This is a genomic window from Tenacibaculum todarodis, assembly GCF_001889045.1.
Classification (GTDB): Bacteria; Bacteroidota; Bacteroidia; order Flavobacteriales; family Flavobacteriaceae; genus Polaribacter; species Polaribacter todarodis.
Map to the genome: position 1 here is coordinate 1,955,281 of NZ_CP018155.1, position 22,561 is coordinate 1,977,841.

Consider the following 22,561-nt stretch of genomic DNA (forward strand, 5'->3'; position numbering starts at 1 on the left):
ATACAAAAGTAACGCATTCAAACATTTTAAACTATATTCGTAGCAATGAATATTAACGATTACATATCACAATACATTAACCCTCTTACACTGCAAAGTACTGTAAAAAGTGCTCAAAGGCTTTGTAAAGACGTTCCCATTTCTCACTTTCCAGTTGTTGAAAACGGTAAATTACTCGGCTCTTTCCCTGAAAGAGATTTAAGAACTATTGAAAATAAGAATAGAGAATTAAAAGAATATTCATATTTGTTAGATCATTTTTTCACGGATGAAAAAACAACACTTTTAGACTTAATTACACTTTTTGCTGATAATGATTGTAATATTATTCCGGTTTTAAACGAAGCAAAAAACTATATTGGTTATTACGAATTGAGCGATATTTTAGATGCTTTTGCAGATAGCCCTTTTCTACACAATGAAAGCGAGACTATAATTGTAGAAAAAAATGTTGATGATTACTCTATGAGTGAAATTTCTCAGATTGTAGAATCAAATAAAGCCAAGTTATTAGGCATGTACATTTCGTCACAATCAATAGACAAAGTAAAAGTTACACTTAAAATAATTTCTGAAGAATTGAATGAAATAGTTCAAACTTTTAGACGATACGATTATACAGTTGTAACAATTCATCAAGACGACTCTTATATAGAAGACCTCAAAAACAGGTCAGAATATCTTAAGAAATACTTAGAAATGTAAGGCTTTAAAAGTCATTTAATCAAAAAATATTTTTGTGAAAAAAGTAGCTATTTACGGACAATCTTACACTATTACTTCTGAAAAAGAGGTTCAAATATTATTATCAGTACTTTCTAAAAACAACATTGTTGCTTTTTTTGAAAAAGATTTTTATGAATTACTGAAAGAGAATAATTCAATAAGTAAAAAGTACCCAACTTTTACCTCATTCCACGACTTAAGTGACTCTTTTGACGCCATGATTACTATTGGTGGAGACGGAACTATTTTAAGAGCAGTAACTTATATTAGAGATTTAAACATACCTATTATTGGTATAAATGCTGGAAGATTAGGTTTTTTAGCAACCATAAAAAAAGATGCAATAGAAGAAAGTTTAGCTTGTGTTTTACGAGGAGAATACACCATACAGGAAAGAACTTTACTACAAATAAAAACAATCCCAGAAACAAAAGAATTTTCAGAGATTAATTTTGCTTTAAATGAAGTTACTATAGCACGTAAAAACACCACTTCTATGATTGGAGCAAAAACCTATCTTAACAATGAATATCTTACAAACTATTGGGCAGATGGTTTAATAATATCAACACCAACAGGTTCTACAGGATATTCTTTAAGTTGTAACGGACCTGTAATATTACCAGATTCAAAGAGCTTAGTTGTTACACCAATTGCTCCGCATAATTTAAATGCAAGACCAATGGTTATTCCTGATAAAACAACAATTCAGTTAGAAATAAGTGCAAGAGAAAAAGATTTCCTAATCTCTTTAGACTCAAGAATAGCAACCGTTCCACAACAAACCAAAATCTTTATAGAAAAGGCACCTTTTACAATAAAAAGCATACTTCCAAAAAATCAATCTTACCTAAGAACACTTCGCAGCAAGTTATTATGGGGAGAAGACACACGTAACGAATCAAATCCATAGTTAAACTTTACAATAAAAAAGCAAAAAAGGAGTTAATCAAAAAAGACTATTTATTAACTTTCTAAAGCGAATTCAATTCCCTATATTTGCACGCATTTTTAATGATGAAGAAACATATTTTAAGCTTACTATTTACTTGTATTACAAGCATTTCATTTTCACAAATCCATGAAATTGGTTTTTTTGTAGGTGGATCTAATTACGTAGGTGACATCGGTAGCACAAGTTACATAAGTCCAAACAGCATAGCTGGAGGATTAATTTACAAATACAACTACAACCCAAGAATGGCTTTTAGAGGTACATATAGTTATTTACCAACAGAAGGTGATGATGCAAATGCCTCAAATCCATATAGAGAACAACGTGGCATTAGTTTTACAAACACAATACATGAACTAGCAATAGGTTTAGAATATAATTTTTTTGAATATAATATTTCTGAACACAAAACATCTTTTACACCATATATATTAGTAGAAGCTGCAGCTTTTAGCTATAAAAAACCTGAAAGAATTGATCTTAATGGAGATGTAATTTTAAGAAATTCTATTTCCTATGCATTACCTTTCGGTTTAGGTATAAAAGGATTACTGTCTGGGAATTTAGCTTACGCAGTAGAAACAAAGTTTAGATACGCGTTAGTTGATGATATTGATTATACTGGCCCGTATTACGCACCCAATAATACAGCTATTAATTTAGATTTTGGTGGCTCACAGAATGATTGGTACATGTTTACAGGAATTTCAATTGTTTACACTTTTGGAAGACCTGCTTGTTATACAGACGCACGATAATATTTTATGGATAAAAAACTACAAACTATTAGCCTTAACAAAGTTCCAAATCACATTGCCGTAATTATGGACGGTAATGGTCGTTGGGCAAAAAAACAAGGTATGAATAGAGTTTTTGGACATAGAAATGCAATGACTGCAATTAGAGACTCAGTTGATGGAGCTTCAGAAATTGGCACAAAATTTATTACAATGTATGCCTTTTCTACCGAAAACTGGAACAGGCCAAAGTTTGAAGTTGATGCATTAATGCACCTTTTAGTTACTACACTTAATAAAGAGTTACCTGAATTTCAACGTAAAAATGTAAAAGTAAACGCTATTGGTAATATCTCTTCATTACCAAGTAAGGCGCAAAAAACTTTACAAAAGGTAATAGACCAAACCAAAAACAATACTAAAATAACTTTATCCTTTGCTTTAAGTTATGGATCTAGGGAAGAAATTGTTAACGCAATCAAAAACATATCTAAAAAAGTTGTTAATACTCAACTAGATATTGAAAATATAGACGAAAAAACTATTAATAATCATTTATATACATTTAATTTGCCCGACGTTGATTTAATGATTAGAACGAGCGGCGAACAAAGAATTAGTAATTTTTTATTATGGCAAATGGCTTATGCAGAATTGTATTTTACAGAAATGCTTTGGCCAGACTTCAGAAAAGAAAACTTCTTTGATGCAATAATTGAATATCAGAACAGAGAACGAAGATTTGGAAAAACAAGTGAACAAATTACATCGAATGAATAAATATTCATTAGTACTAGTATTTTTTGTAATTGCATTTAGCAATTTAACAATTAAAGCTCAAGACAATGCTAACGACAGCATTCCTAAAAACAATAACTTTTCTTTTGAAAAAGGAAAAGAATACATTTTAGGTGGTATAAGTGTTACTGGTCTAAAGAAATTTAGTGAAGGAACTATTAAAGTTTACACAGGTTTAAAAGATGGCCAAGTCATTAAATTACCTGGAGATAAACTTACTTCAGCAATAAAAAAACTATACGACAGTAAACAGTTTAGTGAAGTAGACGTTTATTTATCTAAATTAGATGGAGAAACTGTGTATCTCCAATTTGATGTTACTGAATTACCACAACTTAACAAGGTTACATTTACAGGTTTAAGTAAATCTAAAAGAAAAGAATTAGAAAAAGAGACTGAGCTTAAAAAAGGTGCTATGATTACTGATAATTTATTGGTAACCTCTAAGAACTACATAAAGAAAAAATATACTGACAAAGGTTTCTTAAAAACTAAAGTGTCTTTAAATACTGAAAAAGACACATCAGACATTAATACTTTAAACATGAATGTTCATGTTGATAAAGGAAGTAAAATTAAAATTAAAAGCATAAATTTTAATGGAAATGAAGCGCTATCAGACAAAAAACTAAGAGGCGCAATGAAAAACACAAAACGTAAAGTTTTTGGGCGTTTTTGGAAAGGATCAAAATATATACAAGAAGATTATAAAGCCGATTTAGAAAATATTTTAGAAAAATATAGTGAAAGAGGTTATAGAGATGCACGTATTTTAAGTGACAATCTTACTTGGAATGATGATAATACTATAAATCTTGATATAGACCTAGAAGAAGGTCGTCAATACAGATTTAATGAAATTTTATTTGTTGGAAACAAATCTTACACAGACGAACAATTACAAAGATTTTTACGAATTGACAAAGGAGACATTTATAATGGTAAAGTTCTAAAAGAACGTATATCTGGAGATGGAACACCAGACTCACAAGATTTAACATCATTTTATCAAAATAATGGATATTTATTTTCTCAAGTAAATGCAGTAGAAACTAAAGTAAAGAACGATTCTATTACTGTAGAAATTAGAATTAGAGAAGATGAACAAGCGACAATTAAAAAAGTAACGGTAATTGGTAATGATAAAACTAATGACCACGTAATTTATAGAGAACTACGTGTTAAACCAGGAGATTTATATAGTAAACAAAATATTATTCGTTCAATTAGAGAAATTGGTCAATTAGGTTTTTTTGACACTAATGTTACACCTGATATAAAACCTAATTACCAAGACAAAACTACTGATATAGACTTTACTGTTTTAGAAAAAGGTGGTAGCCAAATAGAATTACAAGGTGGTTACGGTGGTGGTTCTTTTATTGGAACTTTAGGACTATCCTTTAATAACTTTTCAATAAGGAATTTATTTAAAAAAGACGCCTATAAACCCTTACCAATGGGAGATGGGCAAAGTTTATCGTTACGTTTACAAGCAAGTAGGACCTATAGTACTTATAGCTTTTCATTTACTGAACCATGGTTAGGTGGTAAAAAACCACAATCTTTAACAGCTTCTATTTATTATTCTGAACAATTTAGATTTGATCAATTTACAGGAGATGTAGATAAAGATCAAAGTTTAAGTATAATTGGAGCTACATTAGGTTTAGGACAACGTTTACAATGGCCAGATGATTATTTTCAATTATCCCAAAGTATTACTTACCAAAGAATTAAATTAAACGATTATGCATATAGGGTTGGTTCCTCAAACAACATATTAGACAATGGAACACTTAACAACCTTGCTTACAACTTAGTTTTAAGCAGAAACTCTGCAGGGCCTAGTTTAATATTCCCTACGTATGGTTCTCAATTTACATTACAAGGTAAAGCAACCTTTCCTTACTCTTTAGTAAACGGAAGAGATTATGACGAACCTGAAAATTTAACACCAACTGCAAGAAGAGACTGGTTAGCTGATCAATACAAGTGGTTAGAATACTACAAGATTTCTGCTAAAGGAAAATGGTACACGCAATTAGCTAAGAAATTAGTCTTAATGTCTAATTTTGAACTTGGGTATCTAGGTACTTACAACAACAAATTAGGCTTAACACCTGTAGAGCGCTATTTTGTTGGTGGAGATGGTATCGCCCAAGGACAATTAGACGGTCGTGAAACAATTGGTTTAAGAGGATATGAAAACAATCAATTATCATCAGTGGATGGTGGTTCAATTTATAATAAATTTCAACTAGAAGTACGTTATTCTATAACTGACAAACCTTCTGCATCTATTTATACATTAGGCTTTTTAGAGGCAGGAAATTCTTATGACAATTTTAGTAGCTTTAATCCGTTTGAATTAAAACGATCTGCAGGATTAGGAGTTCGTATATTTATGCCAGCATTTGGTTTATTAGGAATAGATTTTGCTCACGGTTTCGACCCGTTACCAGGAGACCAATCTATAAACCCTACAAAATCGGGTTGGCAAACACATTTTATAATCGGAAGACAGTTCTAATAAAAACGTACATTTGTAAACGTGCATTTTTTTTGGCACGGTTTTTTCTAAACACATACTATAAAGATGAAAAAATACATTTTATCAATCGTTCTTTTAATTACTGTAACTTTTGTTTCAGCACAAAAATACCAACGCATAGCTTATATAGATATGGAATACATTCTAGAAAATGTTCCTGCCTATACAGAAGCTCAAAACTCTTTAAATGCTAAAGTTGAAAAATGGAGAAATCGATTAGACAAAGATGCTCGTAGCATTGAAGTTTTAAAAACCGACTTATCTAACGAGAAAGCAATTTTAACTAAAGATTTAATTGAAGAGAGAGAAGAAGATATAACTGTACAACAACAAGAATTGCGAAGATTAGAATCTTTATATTTTGGACCTAACGGAGAAATGTATCAATTAAGAAAACAATTAATACAACCTGTACAAGACCAAGTATACAATGCAGTACAAAATATAGCTTCTCGTAAAAAGTACGATTTTGTTTTTGATAAATCTGGTGATTTAGTTATGCTGTTTTCTAACAAAAAACACGATATTAGCGACCTTGTTTTAAAAGCAATTAATGTTGATATAAAAAAACAAAATAAGAAAGAACAAATTGAAGCAAAAAAGAATGCTGTTGTAAACAAAGAGCTAACAGAAGAACAACAAAAACGTCTAGATGCAAAACAAACATTAAAAGACAAAAAAGAACAGGATAGAGAAGCTAAAAGGAAAGAAATAGAAGCTAAAAGGCTAGCCAGAATTAAAGAGCGAGACAAAAAAAGAAAATTATTACTAGAAAAAAAAGAAGCGCTAAGAAAAGCTAGAGAAGAAGCTAAAAAGAAAAAAGAAGCCGAAAAAGAAAACGGAAACGAATAACAAAAAAAGAATAATAAATTTACAATTAAAACAACAAAAATGAAACAAATTAAAACTCTATTATTAGTTGCAATTTTCACAATTGGATTAGGTGGTGTAGCAAACGCACAAAAAACTGCACATATTAATACAGACTTATTAATATCTCAAATGCCAGAAACAAAATCTTTACAAGCAGAGTTAGCTAAGCTATCTAAAACTTATAAAGACGATATTGAAGCTATGGCTAAAAAACTAGAAGCAAAAATTAAAAAATACGAAGCTGAAGGTAAAACTCAAACATTAGAGGTTAACCAACAAAGAGCACAAGAAGTTCAACAAGAAAGAGCTAGAATTTATCAAGCTGAACAATCTGCAACTCAAGAAATGCAAAAGAAATATCAAGATAAGTTAAACCCTATCTTAAAGAAAGCAGAAGATGCTATTAAAGCTGTAGCTGCTGAAAAAGGTATCGTTTACGTTTTAGACGCTGCCAACGGTAAAGGATTATTAGTATTTAAAACTGGTGATGATATTCTTGAAGCGGTTAAAACTAAATTAGGCTTCTAAAGAACTTAAAAAATAAATAATAAAAAATCCTGCTTAAACAAGCAGGATTTTTATTTTTGTATAAATGACAAAAGCAAAACCCCAACAACCTATTGGAATTTTTGACTCTGGTATCGGAGGTACTTCCATTTGGAAAGAAATTAACCACCTCTTACCAAATGAAGAAACCATTTATTTATCTGATAGTAAAAATGCTCCTTACGGGCAAAAATCAAAAGATAGAATTATAGAATTGTCTATTAAAAACACTGAATTTTTATTAAACAAAAATTGCAAAACAATTGTAGTTGCTTGTAATACAGCAACAACAAATGCAATTAAATATCTCAGAGAAAATTATGATGTTCCTTTTATTGGCATTGAACCAGCTATAAAACCCGCGTCTTTAAAAACCAAGACTAATTGCATAGGTATTTTAGCTACTAAAGGAACCTTAAATAGCGAGTTGTTCGAAAAAACTTCAAGCAATATAGATGCTACTATAAAAATAATTGAACAAGTTGGTGAAGGCTTAGTAGAATTAATAGAAGGTGGTAATATCAATTCCGCAGAAATGACCACTTTATTAAATAGCTACCTCCAACCAATGATTCAACAGGAAATGGACTGTTTAGTTTTAGGCTGCACACATTATCCATACTTAACATCTCAAATAAGAAATATTGTAGGTGATAACGTAAATATTATAGACTCTGGAGAAGCAGTTGCAAAACAAACAAAAGCTGTTTTAGAAAAAGATAAGCTAATAAATTTAAATCGTAGAATGAAAACTCATACTTTTTACATCAACAAAAAAAGTGATGTATTAAGAGCAATTTTACGAAAATCTAAATCTATAAGAATAGAAGAGTTAACTTTTTAAAAGCTACCGTTTATATTAGGACAAGCTGAAGCTCTTGGTCTTCTACACAGTACATTTACACCAACAGTTAATTGATGGAAACCAGCATTTTCAAAAACTACACTTCCAGATTGTTTAGAATACGTATAAGAAAACATCCACTGCCCAACATTAGCACCTAAAATAGGTGTAATTTGCTGTACCTCTTGTACTGGGTTACCATCAAAACTTCTACGGTAAGAAAGCGCAGCCCAAAGTTGGGCTTTATCTAATTTTTTATAAACTTTCATGTTTATATCTAAATAATTTTCACTTGTACCTTCTTTAAACTGAAGCATTACTGAAGGCTCATATTGGAACTTTTCTTCATTCCCAAAGAAATAACCAGCACCAAAAATATAGTTACGTAAATTTAAAGGTTCAAATCTATCATTTAGATTTCCTTTAGCTGATAAAAATAAATTTTTAACTGTAAAATAAGAAGATAAACCCCCATAATGATAAGCAACACCAAAATCTCCATTAAAATAAAAATCGCTTTCAATTAACTGTGCCACAGTTGGATCTCCAGTAAACGTAGTTTGATCCACAGTATTCTGAACTGCTCCTAAAGACAATCCAAAAGAAAGTTGATTAAATTCACCTCCTCTAAATAAATCTAAATGATATGCAAAAGTACCTTGTACACCTTTTTGAGAATGAAATCCATTTTTATCATTAAAAAGAACAACACCAGCAGATGCATTTGTATCTTCACCTAACTTACTATGAAAACTTAACGTTTGTAATTCATTATCTTCCCAATATCTTCCTGCGGTCAATCTAACTTTTCCGCATGTACCAATTCCAGCTGCTGCTGGATGTAATAAATAAACATTGTCCGATAAATAATCAGAGAATATTGGTAAAGTTTCTTGTGCAGAAGTTTGGCTTGCAGAAGAGAAGAATAATATTAGAATTGAAACCCTAAATAAAAATTTCATAGTAGTTTTATAGTAATTTTAGATATCAAATATATTATAAATATTTTAGTATAGTACAATTTGTTTAAAATAACTAAGCTATTTTAACACTCTTAACTATTATACTAAAAGGGGTTTATAAATAAACCCCCTAACTTTTTTTCATTTTATTACAATGCGTTATCCATAATATTTTGAACTACTTCTGGGTTTAAAAGTGTACTAATATCTCCTAAATTACTGGTTTCTTTTTCGGCTATTTTACGTAAAATACGGCGCATAATTTTTCCACTTCGTGTTTTTGGTAAACCATCCGTAAATTGAATTTTATTTAGTTTTGCTATTGGCCCAATTCTATCGGAAATTAATTGATTTATCTCTTTTCTAAGATTATCATGGTTTCTACTTTCACCAACGTCTTTTAACGTAATATAACCATACAATGCACTTCCTTTTACGTCATGCGGAAAACCTACAATGGCACTTTCGGAAACTGCTGGATGTTCATTAATTGCATCTTCAATTGGAGCTGTTCCTAAGTTATGTCCAGAAACTATAATTACATCATCTACTCTACCAGTTATTCTGTAGTAACCAACCTCATCTCTTAAAGATCCATCTCCTGTAAAATATTTGTTTTCATAAGTTGAGAAATAGGTATCTTTATAACGTTGGTGATTCCCCCAAATGGTTCGTGCAATACTTGGCCAAGGAAATTTAATACACAAACGACCTTCAACTTGATTCCCTTTTAATTCTTCTCCATTTTCATCCATTAAACAAGGTTGAATTCCTATAAAAGGTAAGGTTGCATACGTTGGTTTTGTTGGTGTTACATACGGAATTGGAGTTATCATAATTCCGCCAGTTTCTGTTTGCCACCAAGAATCTATAATTGGGCTTTTTCCTTTTCCTACATTATCATTATACCAATGCCAAGCTTCTTCATTAATTGGTTCACCTACACTTCCTAAAACTTTTAGGGAAGATAAATCATACTTTTCTACTAATTCTACACCTTGTTTTGCTAAAGCTCTAATTGCTGTTGGTGCTGTGTAAAACTGACTCACTTTATGTTTTTCTACAATGTCCCAGAAACGTCCAAAATCTGGATAACTTGGTACACCTTCAAACATAACACTTGTTGCCCCATTTGCTAACGGACCGTAAACAATGTAACTGTGCCCAGTAATCCAGCCAATATCTGCTGTACACCAATACACATCGTTTTCTTTATATTGAAATGCATTTTTAAACGTATAAGCTGTGTACACCATATAACCAGCTATTGTGTGTACCATACCTTTTGGTTTTCCAGTAGAACCAGAAGTGTATAAAATGAATAATGGATCTTCGGCATCCATAATTTCTGCCTTACATTGATCGGAAGCTTTATCTAAAAAAGGTTGTAACCATTTATCACGACCTTCTTTCATTTTTATATCTGAATTAATTCGCTTTGCTACTAAAACAGTTTCAACTCCTGGCGTATTTTCTAAAGCCTCATCTACAATTCCTTTTAAATCAATTGTTTTTGCTCCACGATAAGAACCATCACTAGTAATTACCATTTTACAATCACTATCGTTTATTCTAGTTGCTAAGGCTGTTGCAGAAAATCCTGCAAAAACTACAGAATGTATAGCTCCAATTCTTGCACATGCTAAAACCGAAATAGCTAGTTCTGGAATCATTGGCACATAAATACAGACACGATCTCCTTTTTTTACGCCTTGTTCTTTTAAAACATTTGCAAATTTATTTACACGATGATACAGTTGCCTGTACGTAATATGTTCAGCTCCTTCTTTTGGGTCATTTGGCTCAAATAAAATTGCTGTTTGATCTCCACGAGTTGCCAAATGTCTATCTATACAATTTTCTGTAATATTTAACTTTGCTCCTTGAAACCATTTTACTTCTGGTTTGGTAAAATCCCATTCCAAAACTTTATCCCATTTTTTTCGCCATAAAAAATGTTCTCCAGCAATTTCTTCCCAAAAATTTTCTGGCTCTCTAACAGATTTTCTATAAACTTGATAATATTCTTCTAGGTGTTTAATGTGGTAATTACTCATAATATATATTTTAAAAATTTTATTTTTTAGGAAATTAATTGCTAGGCCTTTTTGTAATTAAACAAGCCAAACCAATTAGGATTAAGTACTTTTAATTTGATTAATGCCCAAATAATAACCACGAAGCAAACTCCCATAACTATAGATAGCATAGGACTTACATTGGTTTTATTTTCAAATTTAAACCTTAAAAAGAGCGTAGAAATAATGTAGATAGTAATTATTATATCTGACGCTAATGGGTTGATACGAAATTTCATGTCTTTAAACTTTAATTAAACTTAGTTTGTTTGCACACAAAACCAATTTTAAAAAAACTTAAAAAACTATTTCTAAGTTACTAGTTCCAGTATTTCTGAAACTATTTTTTTTACTGAAAAAGGTTTTGTTAAATACTTATCTGCTCCAAGTTTTAAACCTTTTTCAATATCTGAAGCTTTATTTTTTGCTGTTAAAAACACCACCTTGGTATCTTTTAAACTAGCCGTATTTTTAATGTGTGTCAAAGTTTGATAACCGTCTACATTTGGCATCATAATATCTAACAAAACAACGTTAGGAATCTGATGTTTTAATATCTCTAAAGCTTCACTTCCATCTCTTGCAATAAACACTTCAAAATCTTGTTTTTTGAAGGTATATTCTAACGACATTACAATATTTGGTTCGTCGTCAACAATTAAAATTTTCTTCTTCATACTTTACGACTACAATTTACTTAAAAGGTATGGTAAAAACAAGCGTTGCTCCATTTTTTACGCCTTTTTTTGCCCAAATATTTCCATTGTGCTTTTCTACTATTTGTTTGGTTATCGCCAAACCTAATCCGCTACCTTGTGGTTTTCTTGTATTTTGATCTTTTGATTGGTAAAATTTATCAAAAATAAAATCATGATCTTCTTCCGGAATCCCTTTACCATTATCAGCTACTGAAACTTCAATTAATTCATTTCCTAATTTATAATCTACAGTTATTTTTCCTGTTTTAGAAGCACAAAATTTAATAGCATTAGACAATAAATTGGTTAAAACCTGAAGAATTCTATCTTCATCATAATTAGTGTTAAAACTATGTCGATTTTTATTTATTATTTGAACCTCTTTTTTTGCAGCAATTTGAGAAATACTACTAATGGCTTTTGTTATGGTTTTTTGAATATCTTGATATTGAAAATCTAAATGTAAACGACCTGTTTCTAATTTTTCAAAATCTAAAATATTATGAATTAATCGCCCTAAACGATCAGAATCTTGCAATATATTTTTTAAAAATTGGGCCTTAATTTCTTTTGGCATTTCATCATCTTCATCCATTAAAAGTTCGGTTGCTGCACGAATACCTGTAATTGGTGTTTTTAACTCATGTGCAACAGTGTCTAAAAATTCATCTTTTTGCCTGTCTTTAGAAATTAACTCTTCATTAGCGTCTTTAAGTTTAGAAGAAAGCTGAGTTAGCTCATTGGACTTCTCTAACAACACTTTATTACTAATAATATTTTCTTTAGACTCTTCTAAAATTTTTAACACCTCAACTAAACTAATCTGCTCTTCCTTTACCACACTTGCAATTAATATTTTTGCGGATGCAGAACCTATACTTCCTGTTAAAAGTTTTTCAGAAAAATTAATTAACCTTGCATCTGCCAATTGGGTATCTTTTGGTAAACTATATTTGGTAAAGAAAATATTTAATGCTCTAGTTGCTCTTTTTTCGCCTAAAAAACGAATGAGTACATTTTTAATATCTGCAACATAAGCTTCTCCTTTCCAAACCAAAGCACTGTCTTGAAGTGTTGTAAAGTTTTTTGTATCTACAAACATTTCAGCATAATTACGTTCTCTATAATTTCCTTTCGCCACTAATGAAAACACCAAGTAACACATAACATTAAAGGTAATACTCCAAAAAAAGGCGTGTGCTGGCGGACTTAAGAAATCGACTCCAAATAATGCATAAGGTTTTAATGCAGAAATATTAAGAAGACCATTTTGTGTAAAATCATCCGTACCTGTATAAGCTTGTAAGGTAAAAGGTAAAACCAATGTGTATAATGCAATAAAAAAACCAACAAGAATACCAATAATTGCTGCTTTTGAAGATCCTCTATTCCAATATAAACCAACAAAAAAAGAAGGTGCTAATTGAGATATAATAACAAATGAAATTAAACCAATTGAATATAATGAAAGTTCTTTTGAAAAAATTACATAAAAGAAATATGCCGTAATTATAATCGTAAAAATGGATATTCGACGAATATTTTTAATGTATTTAGAATTACGTTCTGGTTGATTTTTTATAAACTTATCTAAAAAACCATATGGAATAATTAAGTTATTACTCACCATTGTAGATAAGGCTAAAGTAGAAACAATAACCATTGAAATTACTGCTGAAAAACCACCTAAAAAAACAAGTGATGCCAAAAAAGTGTTTCCGTTTTCAAGCGGAAGAAACAAAGAAAAATATTCTGCATTTTTAGTATTACCAAAAGTTAGTTTTCCTGCCCAAGCTATAAAAACTACAAAAAGATTGAATAATAATAAATACAAGGGGAATAGCCAAATTGCCTTTTTTAAATGTTTTTCTCTATTATTTTCTAAAACTGAAACTTGAAATTGTCTTGGTAGTAAAAAAATAGCCATAAAGGATAAAGAAATTAAAAACAACCAATTAAAGCCATCTTCTAAACTACTTATTGTTGTTAACTCTTTAAAATTTGGAGTAACAGACATTTGATTGTAAATATCTGAAGTTCCATCAAATAAATAAAAGGTTACATAAACACCAATAATTAAAAAGAAAACAAGTTTTAAAACAGATTCAAATGCCACAGAAGCAATAATACCTTTATGTTTTTCGGAAGCATCTGTTCTTTGAGTTCCAAAAAAAGCAGCAAAGACAGCTAGTAATAATGCTACATAAAATGTTGAGTCGCTAAGTCCTACTGTTGTAATTGATCCTGAATCATCAGACATAATTTCAAAAGTTTCAGAAACTGCTTTTAGCTGTAATGAAATGTAAGGTAAAGTTCCAAATAAACAAACAATGGTTACTAATGCGCCTAAAAACCTGTTATTCCCATAACGAAGTGATATAAAATCTGCAATAGAAGAAATTTTATGTTGTTTGGAAATTCTAATAATTTTTCGAAGAACAACAATCCATAAAGGAGCTGCAATAACTGGTCCTAAATAAATTGGCAGAAAACTAATTCCTGAATTTGCGGCAATACCAACACTTCCATAATACGTCCAGGCAGAACAATATACCGCTAAAGACAAACTATATACATACGGATTATTAACCCACTTACTTTGACTCTTTTTTTCACCTAGAAAAGCAATATAAAAAAGCACTGCTAAGTAGATAATAATTATAGTAATTAATGTATAATTATTCATAGTGACGTTTTAATACGATATATGAAACAACTATTGAAAACAACCAAATAGAGAATATTGAAAAATATAAAGTTGGAACACCAAAAACCGCACCTTCAAAATTAAAAATTAGAATAAACGGAATATTAAACATTAAAAACAATGCTATAGAAAGTACAACAAGTTTTTGCTCGTGACGTTTTTTCATTTGGCTAATTGGATATAAATTTTCGATTATACAACTAATATAAGAAATCAGCACTACATAAATGTAATGCTGATTACTAACTAACTAAAATTGATTAAGTTCAAATTAATTAAGAACTGCAATCTAATGGTCAGAAGCTTCACCTGCTCCAGAAGGTATTCTTATACTTTCTACCATATCTTGAACCTCTTGTGGCGGAGCTGGTGTCATTCTTGAAACAACTAATGAAATTACAACGTTTACCAGCATACAGATTGTACCAAATCCTTCTGGAGATGTTTTAAACCACCAATCTTCACTTGTACCTCCACCAAACATGTTTAATTTAAATTTCATCATATAAAATAACATTAATACAATACCTACAACCATTCCTGAAATGGCACCTTGACTATTCATTCTCTTATCAAAAATTCCTAAAATAATAGCTGGAAAAAAGGAAGCTGCTGCTAAACCAAAAGCGAGCGCAACGACGGCGGCGACAAATCCGGGTGGATTGATACCAAAATACCCCGCAATTAAAATTGCTACAAAAATAGAAACTCTAGCTGCTGTTAATTCTCCTTTATCTGAAATATTTGGTTTTAATTGTTTTTTAATTAAATCATGAGAAATTGATGTAGAAATCACCAATAATAATCCAGCTGCTGTTGATAAAGCTGCTGCTAAACCACCTGCTGCTACTAATGCAATTACCCAATTTGGTAAATTAGCTATCTCTGGATTTGCTAATACCATGATATCTCTATCTACATATAACTCATTTTTTGCTTCACTTGCATTAGAAACCATACGTTCTCCACTTACGCCTCTAGCATCTGTGTAAACAGGTTTTTTACCTTCTAAAGCACTTCCAGCTACATATTGAATTTTTCCATCACCATTTTTATCTGCCCAAGCAATTAACCCTGTATCTTCCCAGTTTTTAAACCATTCAGGAATCTCAGAATACGATGTATTACTTACTGTTTCAATTAAATTTGTTCTAGAGAATACTGCAATTGCAGGTGCTGTTGTATATAAAATTGCAATTAATAACAATGCATAACCCGCAGATTTACGTGCATCTTTTACTTTTGGTACTGTAAAGAAACGCACAATTACGTGAGGTAAACCAGCTGTACCGGTCATTAATGCTAAGGTAATAGCAAAAACATCCCAAGTTGATTTTTTACCACTTGTATATTCACTAAAACCTAATTCTACATGTAATTTATCTAATTTATCGAGTAAGAATTCTCCGCCTTCAACGGTTCCTCCCATTCCTATTTGAGGAATAATATTACCTGTCATTTGCATTGAGATGAAAAATGCTGGTACCATAAAAGCAAAGATTAAAACACAATACTGTGCTACTTGCGTATATGTAATACCTTTCATTCCACCTAAAAGAGCAAAGGTTAATACTACTGCCATTCCAATAATAACTCCCCAATAAATAGGTACTTGTAAAAATTGAGAAAACACAATTCCTACACCACGCATTTGACCAGCAACATAGGTAAATGACACTATTAATGCACAAATTACAGCAACTGTTCTTGCAGTGTTAGAATAATAACGATCTCCAATAAAATCTGGCACTGTAAACTTACCAAACTTACGTAAATAGGGGGCTAGTAATAATGCTAAAAGTACATATCCACCAGTCCAACCCATTAAATAAACTGAGCCATCATATCCTGAAAAGGAAATAATTCCTGCCATACTTATAAAAGAGGCAGCACTCATCCAATCTGCTGCAGTTGCCATACCATTTGCCAACGGAGAAACACCTCCACCTGCAACATAAAATTCTTTTGTTGAGCCTGCTCTAGCCCAAATTGCTATTCCGAAATATAGGGCAAAAGTAACCCCTACTAATATCCAAGTCCACGTTTGTACACTCATAATTTTTTATTTTTAAGTTTAGTTAAGGATTACTCGTCGTAACCGTATTTTTTATCTAGTTTGTTCATCAATCTAACATAAACGAATATTAAAATAACGAATACATAAATTGAACCTTGTTGTGCAAACCAAAAACCTAGTTTAAAACCACCAAGTCTAATAGTATCTAACTCTTCTCTAAATAAGATTCCACATCCAAAGGATACTACAAACCATACTAAAAGCAGTATTACTAAGTATTTAATATTTTCTTTCCAGTATGCTGATGCGTGTTGTTGTTTATTACTCATAGTTTTGTTTTTATAGGTAAATCATTGCTTGAAGCGATAATACACCTGAGTCTAAAGCGCCAAATTGCTGATTTTTATATTCTAAAGTTAATTTTGAATTATGACCACTCATATATGCATTTACACCTAAACCAAAAGTGCTTCTATTATCATTAACAGCGTCATAACTATGTGAACCATAACTTACATAAGGTTGATATCTTGTTTTAGTTTTATCTCCGTTAAAAACATATCCAACATGACTATAAAACATACTTCCTGTACCATAAGCGCTAAACAAGTAGTTCTTTCCATAATCGCTAGATTGAAAAACTGCATAAGCAGTTAATGCACTTCCGCCCTCTCCAATTGGTGTATCATAAAAAGCATCGATAGCAAAAATTGAAACATCTTCACCTACAAGGTTAGGAGTCAAAGCAGTTCCGTTATCTATTACTGCGCCTTTTGGATGTAAAAAGAAACCCGCTCCTATATTAAACACTTTTTTTCCTCCAAGATAACTTCCTACTTTATAAGGCAAAAAATTAGACTCTTGGTCTAGAAAGTGATAATCAAAATATCCTGCATACGTTTTACCAGCATCGCCAGAACCTAAAGAAGCACGTCCATTATAAACAGCATCTCCTCCTGCAATTGCAGTACGACTGTCTAATGTTGAAGCAGCTGCATCATTTATTGCAACTCTATATTGTAATTTGTCAAATTTACCTTTTAAAAACACACCTAAATGACGTGCAAATTGATCAGACAATCCAATAGTTGCCCAAGATTGGCGGTTGTTATCTAAGGTCATCATATTTAAAGTACTCTGATTATTTAACCTAGAAATACCATTAAAATAATGCAAACCACCTCCAATAGTATGGTTTTCCCCTAAATTATATTGTGCCCAAACATCATGAAAAAAGAGCTGAGAACCATCTCCTTTTCCCGTTGGACTTAAAGTTGTGCTCGTTAAACTATTTACTCCAAAATGTGTGAGAATTAAAAAGTCTTTGTTTATTTGAGCAAACATTAAAACACGAGCACGGCGTAAATTAAAATTTAATTTACTGTTTTCGTTTCCGTTTCCATCAAATGTTGCATCTGTATTATAATTGGCTTGAACCTGTGCCCAAGAAATTAGTCGAAGATATTTAGAACCATCTTCATTAAATTTAAACTTAAGACCTCCTGAGTAATCTGGAGAGCCTTGAGCAACCATAAATTGAAAGGACATAAAGAAGAGACCAATCAACAAAAAAGTTTGTTTTTTCATTGTTTTAAAGGATTAGTTAGTGTTTAATTAGTTTTGTGTGCACAGCTAAACTCTTAAAAACAATCTGTTAACAAAAAATTAATATATCTTTTTGTTAATTTAATATACTAATCTTTAAAACGCTCCCATTTTATTAACATAAACTTATCTCCTAACTCTGTAACAACAACACCTGCGCCTTTTATATTTTCTGAATTAGAAAAATAATTCGCAAGCTCTACAGCATTTAAAATTTTGTAAGTTGGGTGATAATTAGTATTATAAGGACGTTTTATGTTGTATTTTTTTACCCAATTCATAATACTTACGTGAGAAATCCCTAAAATGCGTTCAATTTCTCGATATGTTAAACCTTCTAAATATAATTGTAAAGATTTATTAACGTAATAATCATCTATCTTCTTCCCCATCTTATTTACAGAAAAAAAATAATTACATTTTTTACATTTATAACGCTGCCTATTATTGACTATTCCGCTTTTAATATAATGGTCTGACCCACAATTTGGACATAAATCTACATTCATATATATATTAATTTAGCATAAATATATTAATTTAGCAGGATTAAATAAAATATTATGTTAAAAATTTAAACATTTTCAATAAGAAAACCCTTAAAAACACTGAATATCATTAATTTTTAAGAATTAGTTTATTAAAATGAAAATTAAAGATCTAATCTTAGAATTAATAAATAACTTTAACTATATTAAAAAAGACAACTAAAAACACACCAACTTAAAGCAGTATATTTTTTACCCTTAAAGTACATTTGAAATTATTCCATAAAAAAAAGAGTAATCAAAAATGATTACTCTTTTCTAGTAGCGGGAACTGGACTCGAACCAGTGACCTTCGGGTTATGAGCCCGACGAGCTACCTGCTGCTCTATCCCGCGATTTGGACTGCAAATATACTACATTATTTAAGATCTAACCAAACTTTATTACTTTTATTTTTCTGAATGCTATTTTATTCCATTTATAAGAACAACAATTTAAAAAACAAACTATCTTTGCAGCATGACACACAAAGCAGGTTTTGTAAACATAATCGGAAATCCTAATGTTGGTAAATCCACTCTAATGAATGCGTTAGTGGGTGAAAAACTATCAATTATAACTTCTAAGGCGCAAACAACTCGCCATAGAATTTTAGGAATTGTTAATGATGATGATTATCAAATTATATTTTCTGACACTCCAGGGATTATAAAACCAGCTTACGAATTGCAAGAATCTATGATGGATTTTGTAAAATCTGCCTTTGATGACGCAGATGTGTTAATTTATATGGTTGAAGTTGGTGAGAAAGAACTTAAAAACGAAGCTTTTTTCAATAAAATAATTCATAGTGAAATACCTGTTATTTTACTTTTGAATAAGATTGATAAATCTACTCAAGAAGAAGTTGAAGAAAAAGTTACATATTGGCGTAACAAAGTTCCCAATGCTTCTACTCACGTAATATCTGCTTTAGAAAAATTTAATGTAGAAAGTGTTTTTGCAAAAATTAAAGAATTATTACCAGAAGGCCCTGCTTTTTATCCAAAAGACCAACTTACCGATAAACCAGAACGTTTTTTTGTTAACGAAGCCATTAGAGAAAAAATACTACAACATTATAAGAAGGAAATTCCGTATTCGGTAGAAGTTGAAACCGAAGAATTTAACGAAGAAGAAAGTATTATTAAGATTCGTTCTGTAATTATGGTTGAGCGTGATACCCAAAAAGGTATTATTATTGGCCACAAAGGAAGCGCCATAAAACGTGTTGGTACAGAAGCCAGAAAAGATTTAGAACGTTTCTTCGGAAAAAAAGTTTTTATGGAATTGTACGTTAAAGTGAATAAAAACTGGCGATCTAATGAGCGTCAACTTAAACGTTTCGGTTACAAAGATTAATTATTTATGCTAAAGAAGAAACCGTATTTATTGTTCTTTTGCTCTATTCCTTTAATATTATTATTGGGTTTTATTTTTAATGATATTACCCATATAAATATCGGCAATATATATATTAATATTTCAATTTTTCATCTTTCAACTCTACTCTCTTTAGTCGTATTATTATTTGGTTTTACTTATTGGCTTATTTTTCGCTTTGAAAGAAAGACCTACTACAAACTTGATTTTATAAGTTATTTTTTATTATTAGTTCCTATACTTTTACTTTGGATACTGCCAAACTTTATAAATACTGACTTTAAAAACATAGAAAACTATATTAATAATAGAACATATTTTAGTAGAGTAGAAAACTTCTATAGCACACTACTATTATTATGCTGTTCGTCTTTTGTTATTCTATTATTTAATATTGGAATTGCATTCTTTAAGAAGAAGAAAAGTGTATAATAAAAGACCTTTCAGGTTTTAAAAACCTGAAGATTAATTAACATTTTCTAATACTTTATACATAAACTGTTTTAAATCATTCATTTGATTTTTACCAGTTTCTTTTCCTATTTGGCCTAAAAAATAAAGTAAAAACCAAACAATTGGTAAAACAACTAACATTACTACAGGAAAAACTACATTTTCGTCTAACTTATTTTTTACATAAAAAAGTATTGCAAATCCAATAAAAGCAGTTGCTACAAAAAAATGAACAAACATAAACAGCGTCCATACACTTGGTTTTGGACCAAACAATCCTTTTATCTTAGTTATTCCTTGCTCCTCTTCTACTCTAAAATGTAATTGTGGCGACCAGAAATGTGCATCTTTTTGAGGAACATCAATAATTACATGACTATCAGATGTTTTTGTAATAAAATTATGATTGGTTTCTTTTAAATTATTTATTACTGTTTCTAAAACTTCAGAAACGTTTCTCTGACAATCTATCGAAAATCTAGGGCGTAAAAACAATTGACTTTCTTCGTATTCTTCTCTATTCATTAGTAATTATAGATTTACTCAAAGCTACAAGAAAATACTACATTTAGCAAATACGCACGCGTTAGCGATTGAAGTGGCATCCTTTTTTGGTTGTTGAGCGTAGCCGAAACACAAAAAAGATATAACGGAAAGCGCGACCCAAAGGGAAACGCCCAATAAAAAAATGAATTAAAATTGTAATTCTCTACTCGTAAATTAAGACTATCTTTGCGCCAAAATAATCAAGATGAGTATTGTAGCCATTGTTGGAAGACCAAATGTTGGAAAATCCACTTTATTTAATAGATTAGTACAGCGCCGTGAAGCTATTGTAGACTCGGTTAGTGGTGTTACTAGAGATAGACATTACGGAAAATCTGACTGGAACGGAAAAGAATTTTCGGTTATTGACACTGGTGGTTACATTAAAGGTTCTGATGATATTTTTGAAGCTGAAATTAGAAAACAAGTAGAATTAGCTTTGGATGAAGCAGATATTATTGTTTTTGTAGTGGATGTTGAGCAAGGAATTACGCCAATGGATAATGAAGTTGCTAAACTCCTTAGAAAAGAAAAGAAACCATTATTTATTGCTGTTAACAAAGTTGACAATGCAATGCGAGATGCGGATGCAGTTGAGTTTTACAACCTTGGTTTAGGCGAATACTTTACAATTTCTTCAATAAACGGAAGTGGAACGGGAGAATTATTAGACGCTATTGCAAAAGAAATTCCTGAAGAGGAAGAAAATGTAGAAGAAGAATTACCAAGATTTGCCGTAGTTGGAAGACCAAATGCAGGAAAATCTTCGTTTATAAATGCTTTAATTGGAAAAGATAGAAACATTGTAACCAATATTGCAGGAACTACAAGAGATTCTATTGATACTAAATACAACCGTTTTGGATTTGATTTTAACTTGGTGGATACTGCCGGAATTAGAAAAAAATCTAAAGTAAAAGAAGATTTAGAATTCTATTCTGTAATGAGAGCTGTACGTGCAATTGAACATTGTGATGTTGCCGTTTTAGTTATTGATGCTACTCGTGAGTTTGAAGGGCAAGATGAAAAGATTTTTTGGTTGGCCGAAAAAAATAAAAAAGGTATTGTAATCTTAGTAAATAAGTGGGATTTAATTGAAAAAGAGACCAACACAATGCGAGATTATGAGGCAAAAATCCGTAGACAAATTGCGCCTTTTACAGACGTGCCAATTATCTTTATTTCTGCACTTACAAAACAACGTCTTTTAAAAGCTATAGAAACTGCTGTTGAAGTTTTTGAGAACAGAAAACGTAAAATACAAACTAGCAAGTTAAACGAAACTATGTTGGAAATTATTCAAAATTTTCCACCACCAGCAATAAAAGGGAAGTTTGTAAAAATAAAATACTGTATGCAGTTGCCAACTCATACTCCACAGTTTGCGTTTTTCGCAAATTTACCACAGTATGTTAGAGATCCGTATAGACGTTATTTAGAAAATCAAATGCGTGAAATTTACGATTTCAACGGTGTGCCAATTGTAATTTACTTTAGACAAAAATAAATTTTAACATCCCTAAGAAAAACATTAACGTTTTATTAGAGTACT

General features: G+C 30.8%; 20 protein-coding genes and 1 tRNA gene. 10 read left to right on the forward strand and 11 right to left on the reverse strand.

All coding sequences use genetic code 11. From position 1 onward, the window contains the following. The first annotated feature begins 45 nt into the window (after window positions 1-45). The 8 genes from LPB136_RS08870 to murI all read left to right on the forward strand — a co-directional run bounded on the left by LPB136_RS08870 (window position 46) and on the right by murI (window position 8,033). Complete coding sequence (locus tag LPB136_RS08870) at window positions 46-705, forward strand: CBS domain-containing protein (RefSeq protein ID WP_072555975.1); 660 nt, start codon at window positions 46-48, stop codon at window positions 703-705. 34 nt (window positions 706-739) lie between these two features. Next, window positions 740-1,639, forward strand: a complete 900-nt coding sequence (locus LPB136_RS08875) for an NAD kinase (RefSeq protein WP_072555976.1) — start codon at window positions 740-742, stop codon at window positions 1,637-1,639. Window positions 1,640-1,740: 101 nt separating this feature from the next. Next, on the forward strand, window positions 1,741-2,439 hold the full coding sequence (porG, locus tag LPB136_RS08880) for a type IX secretion system protein PorG (RefSeq protein ID WP_237267370.1): 699 nt from the start codon (window positions 1,741-1,743) through the stop codon (window positions 2,437-2,439). 6 nt (window positions 2,440-2,445) lie between these two features. After that, window positions 2,446-3,198, forward strand: a complete 753-nt coding sequence (locus LPB136_RS08885) for an isoprenyl transferase (protein ID WP_072555978.1) — start codon at window positions 2,446-2,448, stop codon at window positions 3,196-3,198. Next, window positions 3,191-5,749 (forward strand): outer membrane protein assembly factor BamA, encoded by a 2,559-nt coding sequence (bamA, locus tag LPB136_RS08890; protein ID WP_083426208.1) that lies wholly within the window; start codon window positions 3,191-3,193, stop codon window positions 5,747-5,749. The genes LPB136_RS08885 and bamA overlap by 8 nt, the downstream gene beginning before the upstream one ends. Window positions 5,750-5,815: 66 nt before the next feature. Beyond that, complete coding sequence (locus tag LPB136_RS08895) at window positions 5,816-6,622, forward strand: OmpH/Skp family outer membrane protein (protein WP_072555979.1); 807 nt, start codon at window positions 5,816-5,818, stop codon at window positions 6,620-6,622. A 39-nt stretch (window positions 6,623-6,661) separates the two neighbouring features. Continuing rightward, window positions 6,662-7,171 (forward strand): OmpH/Skp family outer membrane protein, encoded by a 510-nt coding sequence (locus tag LPB136_RS08900; protein ID WP_072555980.1) that lies wholly within the window; start codon window positions 6,662-6,664, stop codon window positions 7,169-7,171. 64 nt (window positions 7,172-7,235) lie between these two features. Further along, the gene (murI, locus tag LPB136_RS08905) at window positions 7,236-8,033 is read left to right on the forward strand and encodes a glutamate racemase (protein WP_072555981.1); all 798 of its coding nucleotides are present in this window, start codon (window positions 7,236-7,238) and stop codon (window positions 8,031-8,033) included. On the opposite strand, the gene LPB136_RS08910 is transcribed toward murI, so the two are convergent. The 10 genes from LPB136_RS08910 to LPB136_RS08960 all read right to left on the reverse strand — a co-directional run bounded on the left by LPB136_RS08910 (window position 8,030) and on the right by LPB136_RS08960 (window position 18,983). After that, on the reverse strand, window positions 8,030-8,995 hold the full coding sequence (locus tag LPB136_RS08910) for a PorP/SprF family type IX secretion system membrane protein (protein WP_072555982.1): 966 nt from the start codon (window positions 8,993-8,995) through the stop codon (window positions 8,030-8,032). The genes murI and LPB136_RS08910 overlap by 4 nt on opposite strands. A gap of 149 nt (window positions 8,996-9,144) precedes the next feature. Next, window positions 9,145-11,052 (reverse strand): acetate--CoA ligase, encoded by a 1,908-nt coding sequence (gene acs / locus LPB136_RS08915; RefSeq protein ID WP_072555983.1) that lies wholly within the window; start codon window positions 11,050-11,052, stop codon window positions 9,145-9,147. 332 nt (window positions 11,053-11,384) lie between these two features. After that, window positions 11,385-11,750, reverse strand: a complete 366-nt coding sequence (locus LPB136_RS08925; protein WP_072555985.1) for a response regulator transcription factor — start codon at window positions 11,748-11,750, stop codon at window positions 11,385-11,387. 16 nt (window positions 11,751-11,766) lie between these two features. Further along, window positions 11,767-14,457: a sensor histidine kinase gene (locus LPB136_RS08930; RefSeq protein ID WP_072555986.1), complete on the reverse strand. Its 2,691-nt coding sequence runs from the start codon at window positions 14,455-14,457 to the stop codon at window positions 11,767-11,769. Then, complete coding sequence (locus tag LPB136_RS08935; protein WP_072555987.1) at window positions 14,450-14,644, reverse strand: hypothetical protein; 195 nt, start codon at window positions 14,642-14,644, stop codon at window positions 14,450-14,452. Before LPB136_RS08935 ends, LPB136_RS08930 begins: the two co-directional genes overlap by 8 nt. 123 nt (window positions 14,645-14,767) lie before the next feature. Beyond that, window positions 14,768-16,534: a sodium:solute symporter family protein gene (locus tag LPB136_RS08940; protein WP_072555988.1), complete on the reverse strand. Its 1,767-nt coding sequence runs from the start codon at window positions 16,532-16,534 to the stop codon at window positions 14,768-14,770. Window positions 16,535-16,563: 29 nt separating this feature from the next. Further along, entirely contained in the window at window positions 16,564-16,824 is a 261-nt protein-coding gene (locus LPB136_RS08945; RefSeq protein WP_072555989.1) for a DUF4212 domain-containing protein, read from the reverse strand. Window positions 16,825-16,834: 10 nt separating this feature from the next. Then, window positions 16,835-18,082 (reverse strand): hypothetical protein, encoded by a 1,248-nt coding sequence (locus tag LPB136_RS08950; RefSeq protein ID WP_072555990.1) that lies wholly within the window; start codon window positions 18,080-18,082, stop codon window positions 16,835-16,837. A 107-nt stretch (window positions 18,083-18,189) separates the two neighbouring features. Further along, a complete protein-coding gene (locus LPB136_RS08955; protein WP_072555991.1) occupies window positions 18,190-18,609 on the reverse strand; it encodes a transposase-like zinc-binding domain-containing protein in 420 nt (139 codons plus the stop codon). 301 nt (window positions 18,610-18,910) lie between these two features. Next, a tRNA-Met gene (locus tag LPB136_RS08960) sits at window positions 18,911-18,983 on the reverse strand. A gap of 124 nt (window positions 18,984-19,107) precedes the next feature. Between LPB136_RS08960 and era the strand changes: the two genes are divergently transcribed. Next, the gene (gene era / locus LPB136_RS08965; protein ID WP_072555992.1) at window positions 19,108-19,989 is read left to right on the forward strand and encodes a GTPase Era; all 882 of its coding nucleotides are present in this window, start codon (window positions 19,108-19,110) and stop codon (window positions 19,987-19,989) included. Between the two features lie 486 nt (window positions 19,990-20,475). On the opposite strand, the gene LPB136_RS08970 is transcribed toward era, so the two are convergent. Next, window positions 20,476-20,988, reverse strand: a complete 513-nt coding sequence (locus LPB136_RS08970; RefSeq protein WP_072555993.1) for a hypothetical protein — start codon at window positions 20,986-20,988, stop codon at window positions 20,476-20,478. Between the two features lie 226 nt (window positions 20,989-21,214). Here LPB136_RS08970 and der point away from each other — a divergent pair, with 226 nt between their 5' ends. Continuing rightward, a complete protein-coding gene (gene der, locus LPB136_RS08975; RefSeq protein WP_072555994.1) occupies window positions 21,215-22,516 on the forward strand; it encodes a ribosome biogenesis GTPase Der in 1,302 nt (433 codons plus the stop codon). Window positions 22,517-22,561: the final 45 nt, after the last annotated feature.

Bases quoted from the DNA above. Each gene is read 5' to 3' on its own strand.
- LPB136_RS08930 (WP_072555986.1), bottom strand. From the start codon at position 14,457: ATGAATAATTATACATTAATTACTATAATTATTATCTACTTAGCAGTG.
- LPB136_RS08945 (WP_072555989.1), bottom strand. From the start codon at position 16,824: ATGAGTAATAAACAACAACACGCATCAGCATACTGGAAAGAAAATATT.
- LPB136_RS08910 (WP_072555982.1), bottom strand. From the start codon at position 8,995: ATGAAATTTTTATTTAGGGTTTCAATTCTAATATTATTCTTCTCTTCT.
- bamA (WP_083426208.1), top strand. From the start codon at position 3,191: ATGAATAAATATTCATTAGTACTAGTATTTTTTGTAATTGCATTTAGC.
- LPB136_RS08950 (WP_072555990.1), bottom strand. From the start codon at position 18,082: ATGAAAAAACAAACTTTTTTGTTGATTGGTCTCTTCTTTATGTCCTTT.
- LPB136_RS08940 (WP_072555988.1), bottom strand. From the start codon at position 16,534: ATGAGTGTACAAACGTGGACTTGGATATTAGTAGGGGTTACTTTTGCC.
- acs (WP_072555983.1), bottom strand. From the start codon at position 11,052: ATGAGTAATTACCACATTAAACACCTAGAAGAATATTATCAAGTTTAT.
- murI (WP_072555981.1), top strand. From the start codon at position 7,236: ATGACAAAAGCAAAACCCCAACAACCTATTGGAATTTTTGACTCTGGT.
- der (WP_072555994.1), top strand. From the start codon at position 21,215: ATGAGTATTGTAGCCATTGTTGGAAGACCAAATGTTGGAAAATCCACT.
- LPB136_RS08925 (WP_072555985.1), bottom strand. From the start codon at position 11,750: ATGAAGAAGAAAATTTTAATTGTTGACGACGAACCAAATATTGTAATG.
- LPB136_RS08900 (WP_072555980.1), top strand. From the start codon at position 6,662: ATGAAACAAATTAAAACTCTATTATTAGTTGCAATTTTCACAATTGGA.
- LPB136_RS08885 (WP_072555978.1), top strand. From the start codon at position 2,446: ATGGATAAAAAACTACAAACTATTAGCCTTAACAAAGTTCCAAATCAC.
- LPB136_RS08870 (WP_072555975.1), top strand. From the start codon at position 46: ATGAATATTAACGATTACATATCACAATACATTAACCCTCTTACACTG.
- porG (WP_237267370.1), top strand. From the start codon at position 1,741: ATGATGAAGAAACATATTTTAAGCTTACTATTTACTTGTATTACAAGC.
- LPB136_RS08935 (WP_072555987.1), bottom strand. From the start codon at position 14,644: ATGAAAAAACGTCACGAGCAAAAACTTGTTGTACTTTCTATAGCATTG.
- LPB136_RS08955 (WP_072555991.1), bottom strand. From the start codon at position 18,609: ATGAATGTAGATTTATGTCCAAATTGTGGGTCAGACCATTATATTAAA.
- era (WP_072555992.1), top strand. From the start codon at position 19,108: ATGACACACAAAGCAGGTTTTGTAAACATAATCGGAAATCCTAATGTT.
- LPB136_RS08970 (WP_072555993.1), bottom strand. From the start codon at position 20,988: ATGAATAGAGAAGAATACGAAGAAAGTCAATTGTTTTTACGCCCTAGA.
- LPB136_RS08895 (WP_072555979.1), top strand. From the start codon at position 5,816: ATGAAAAAATACATTTTATCAATCGTTCTTTTAATTACTGTAACTTTT.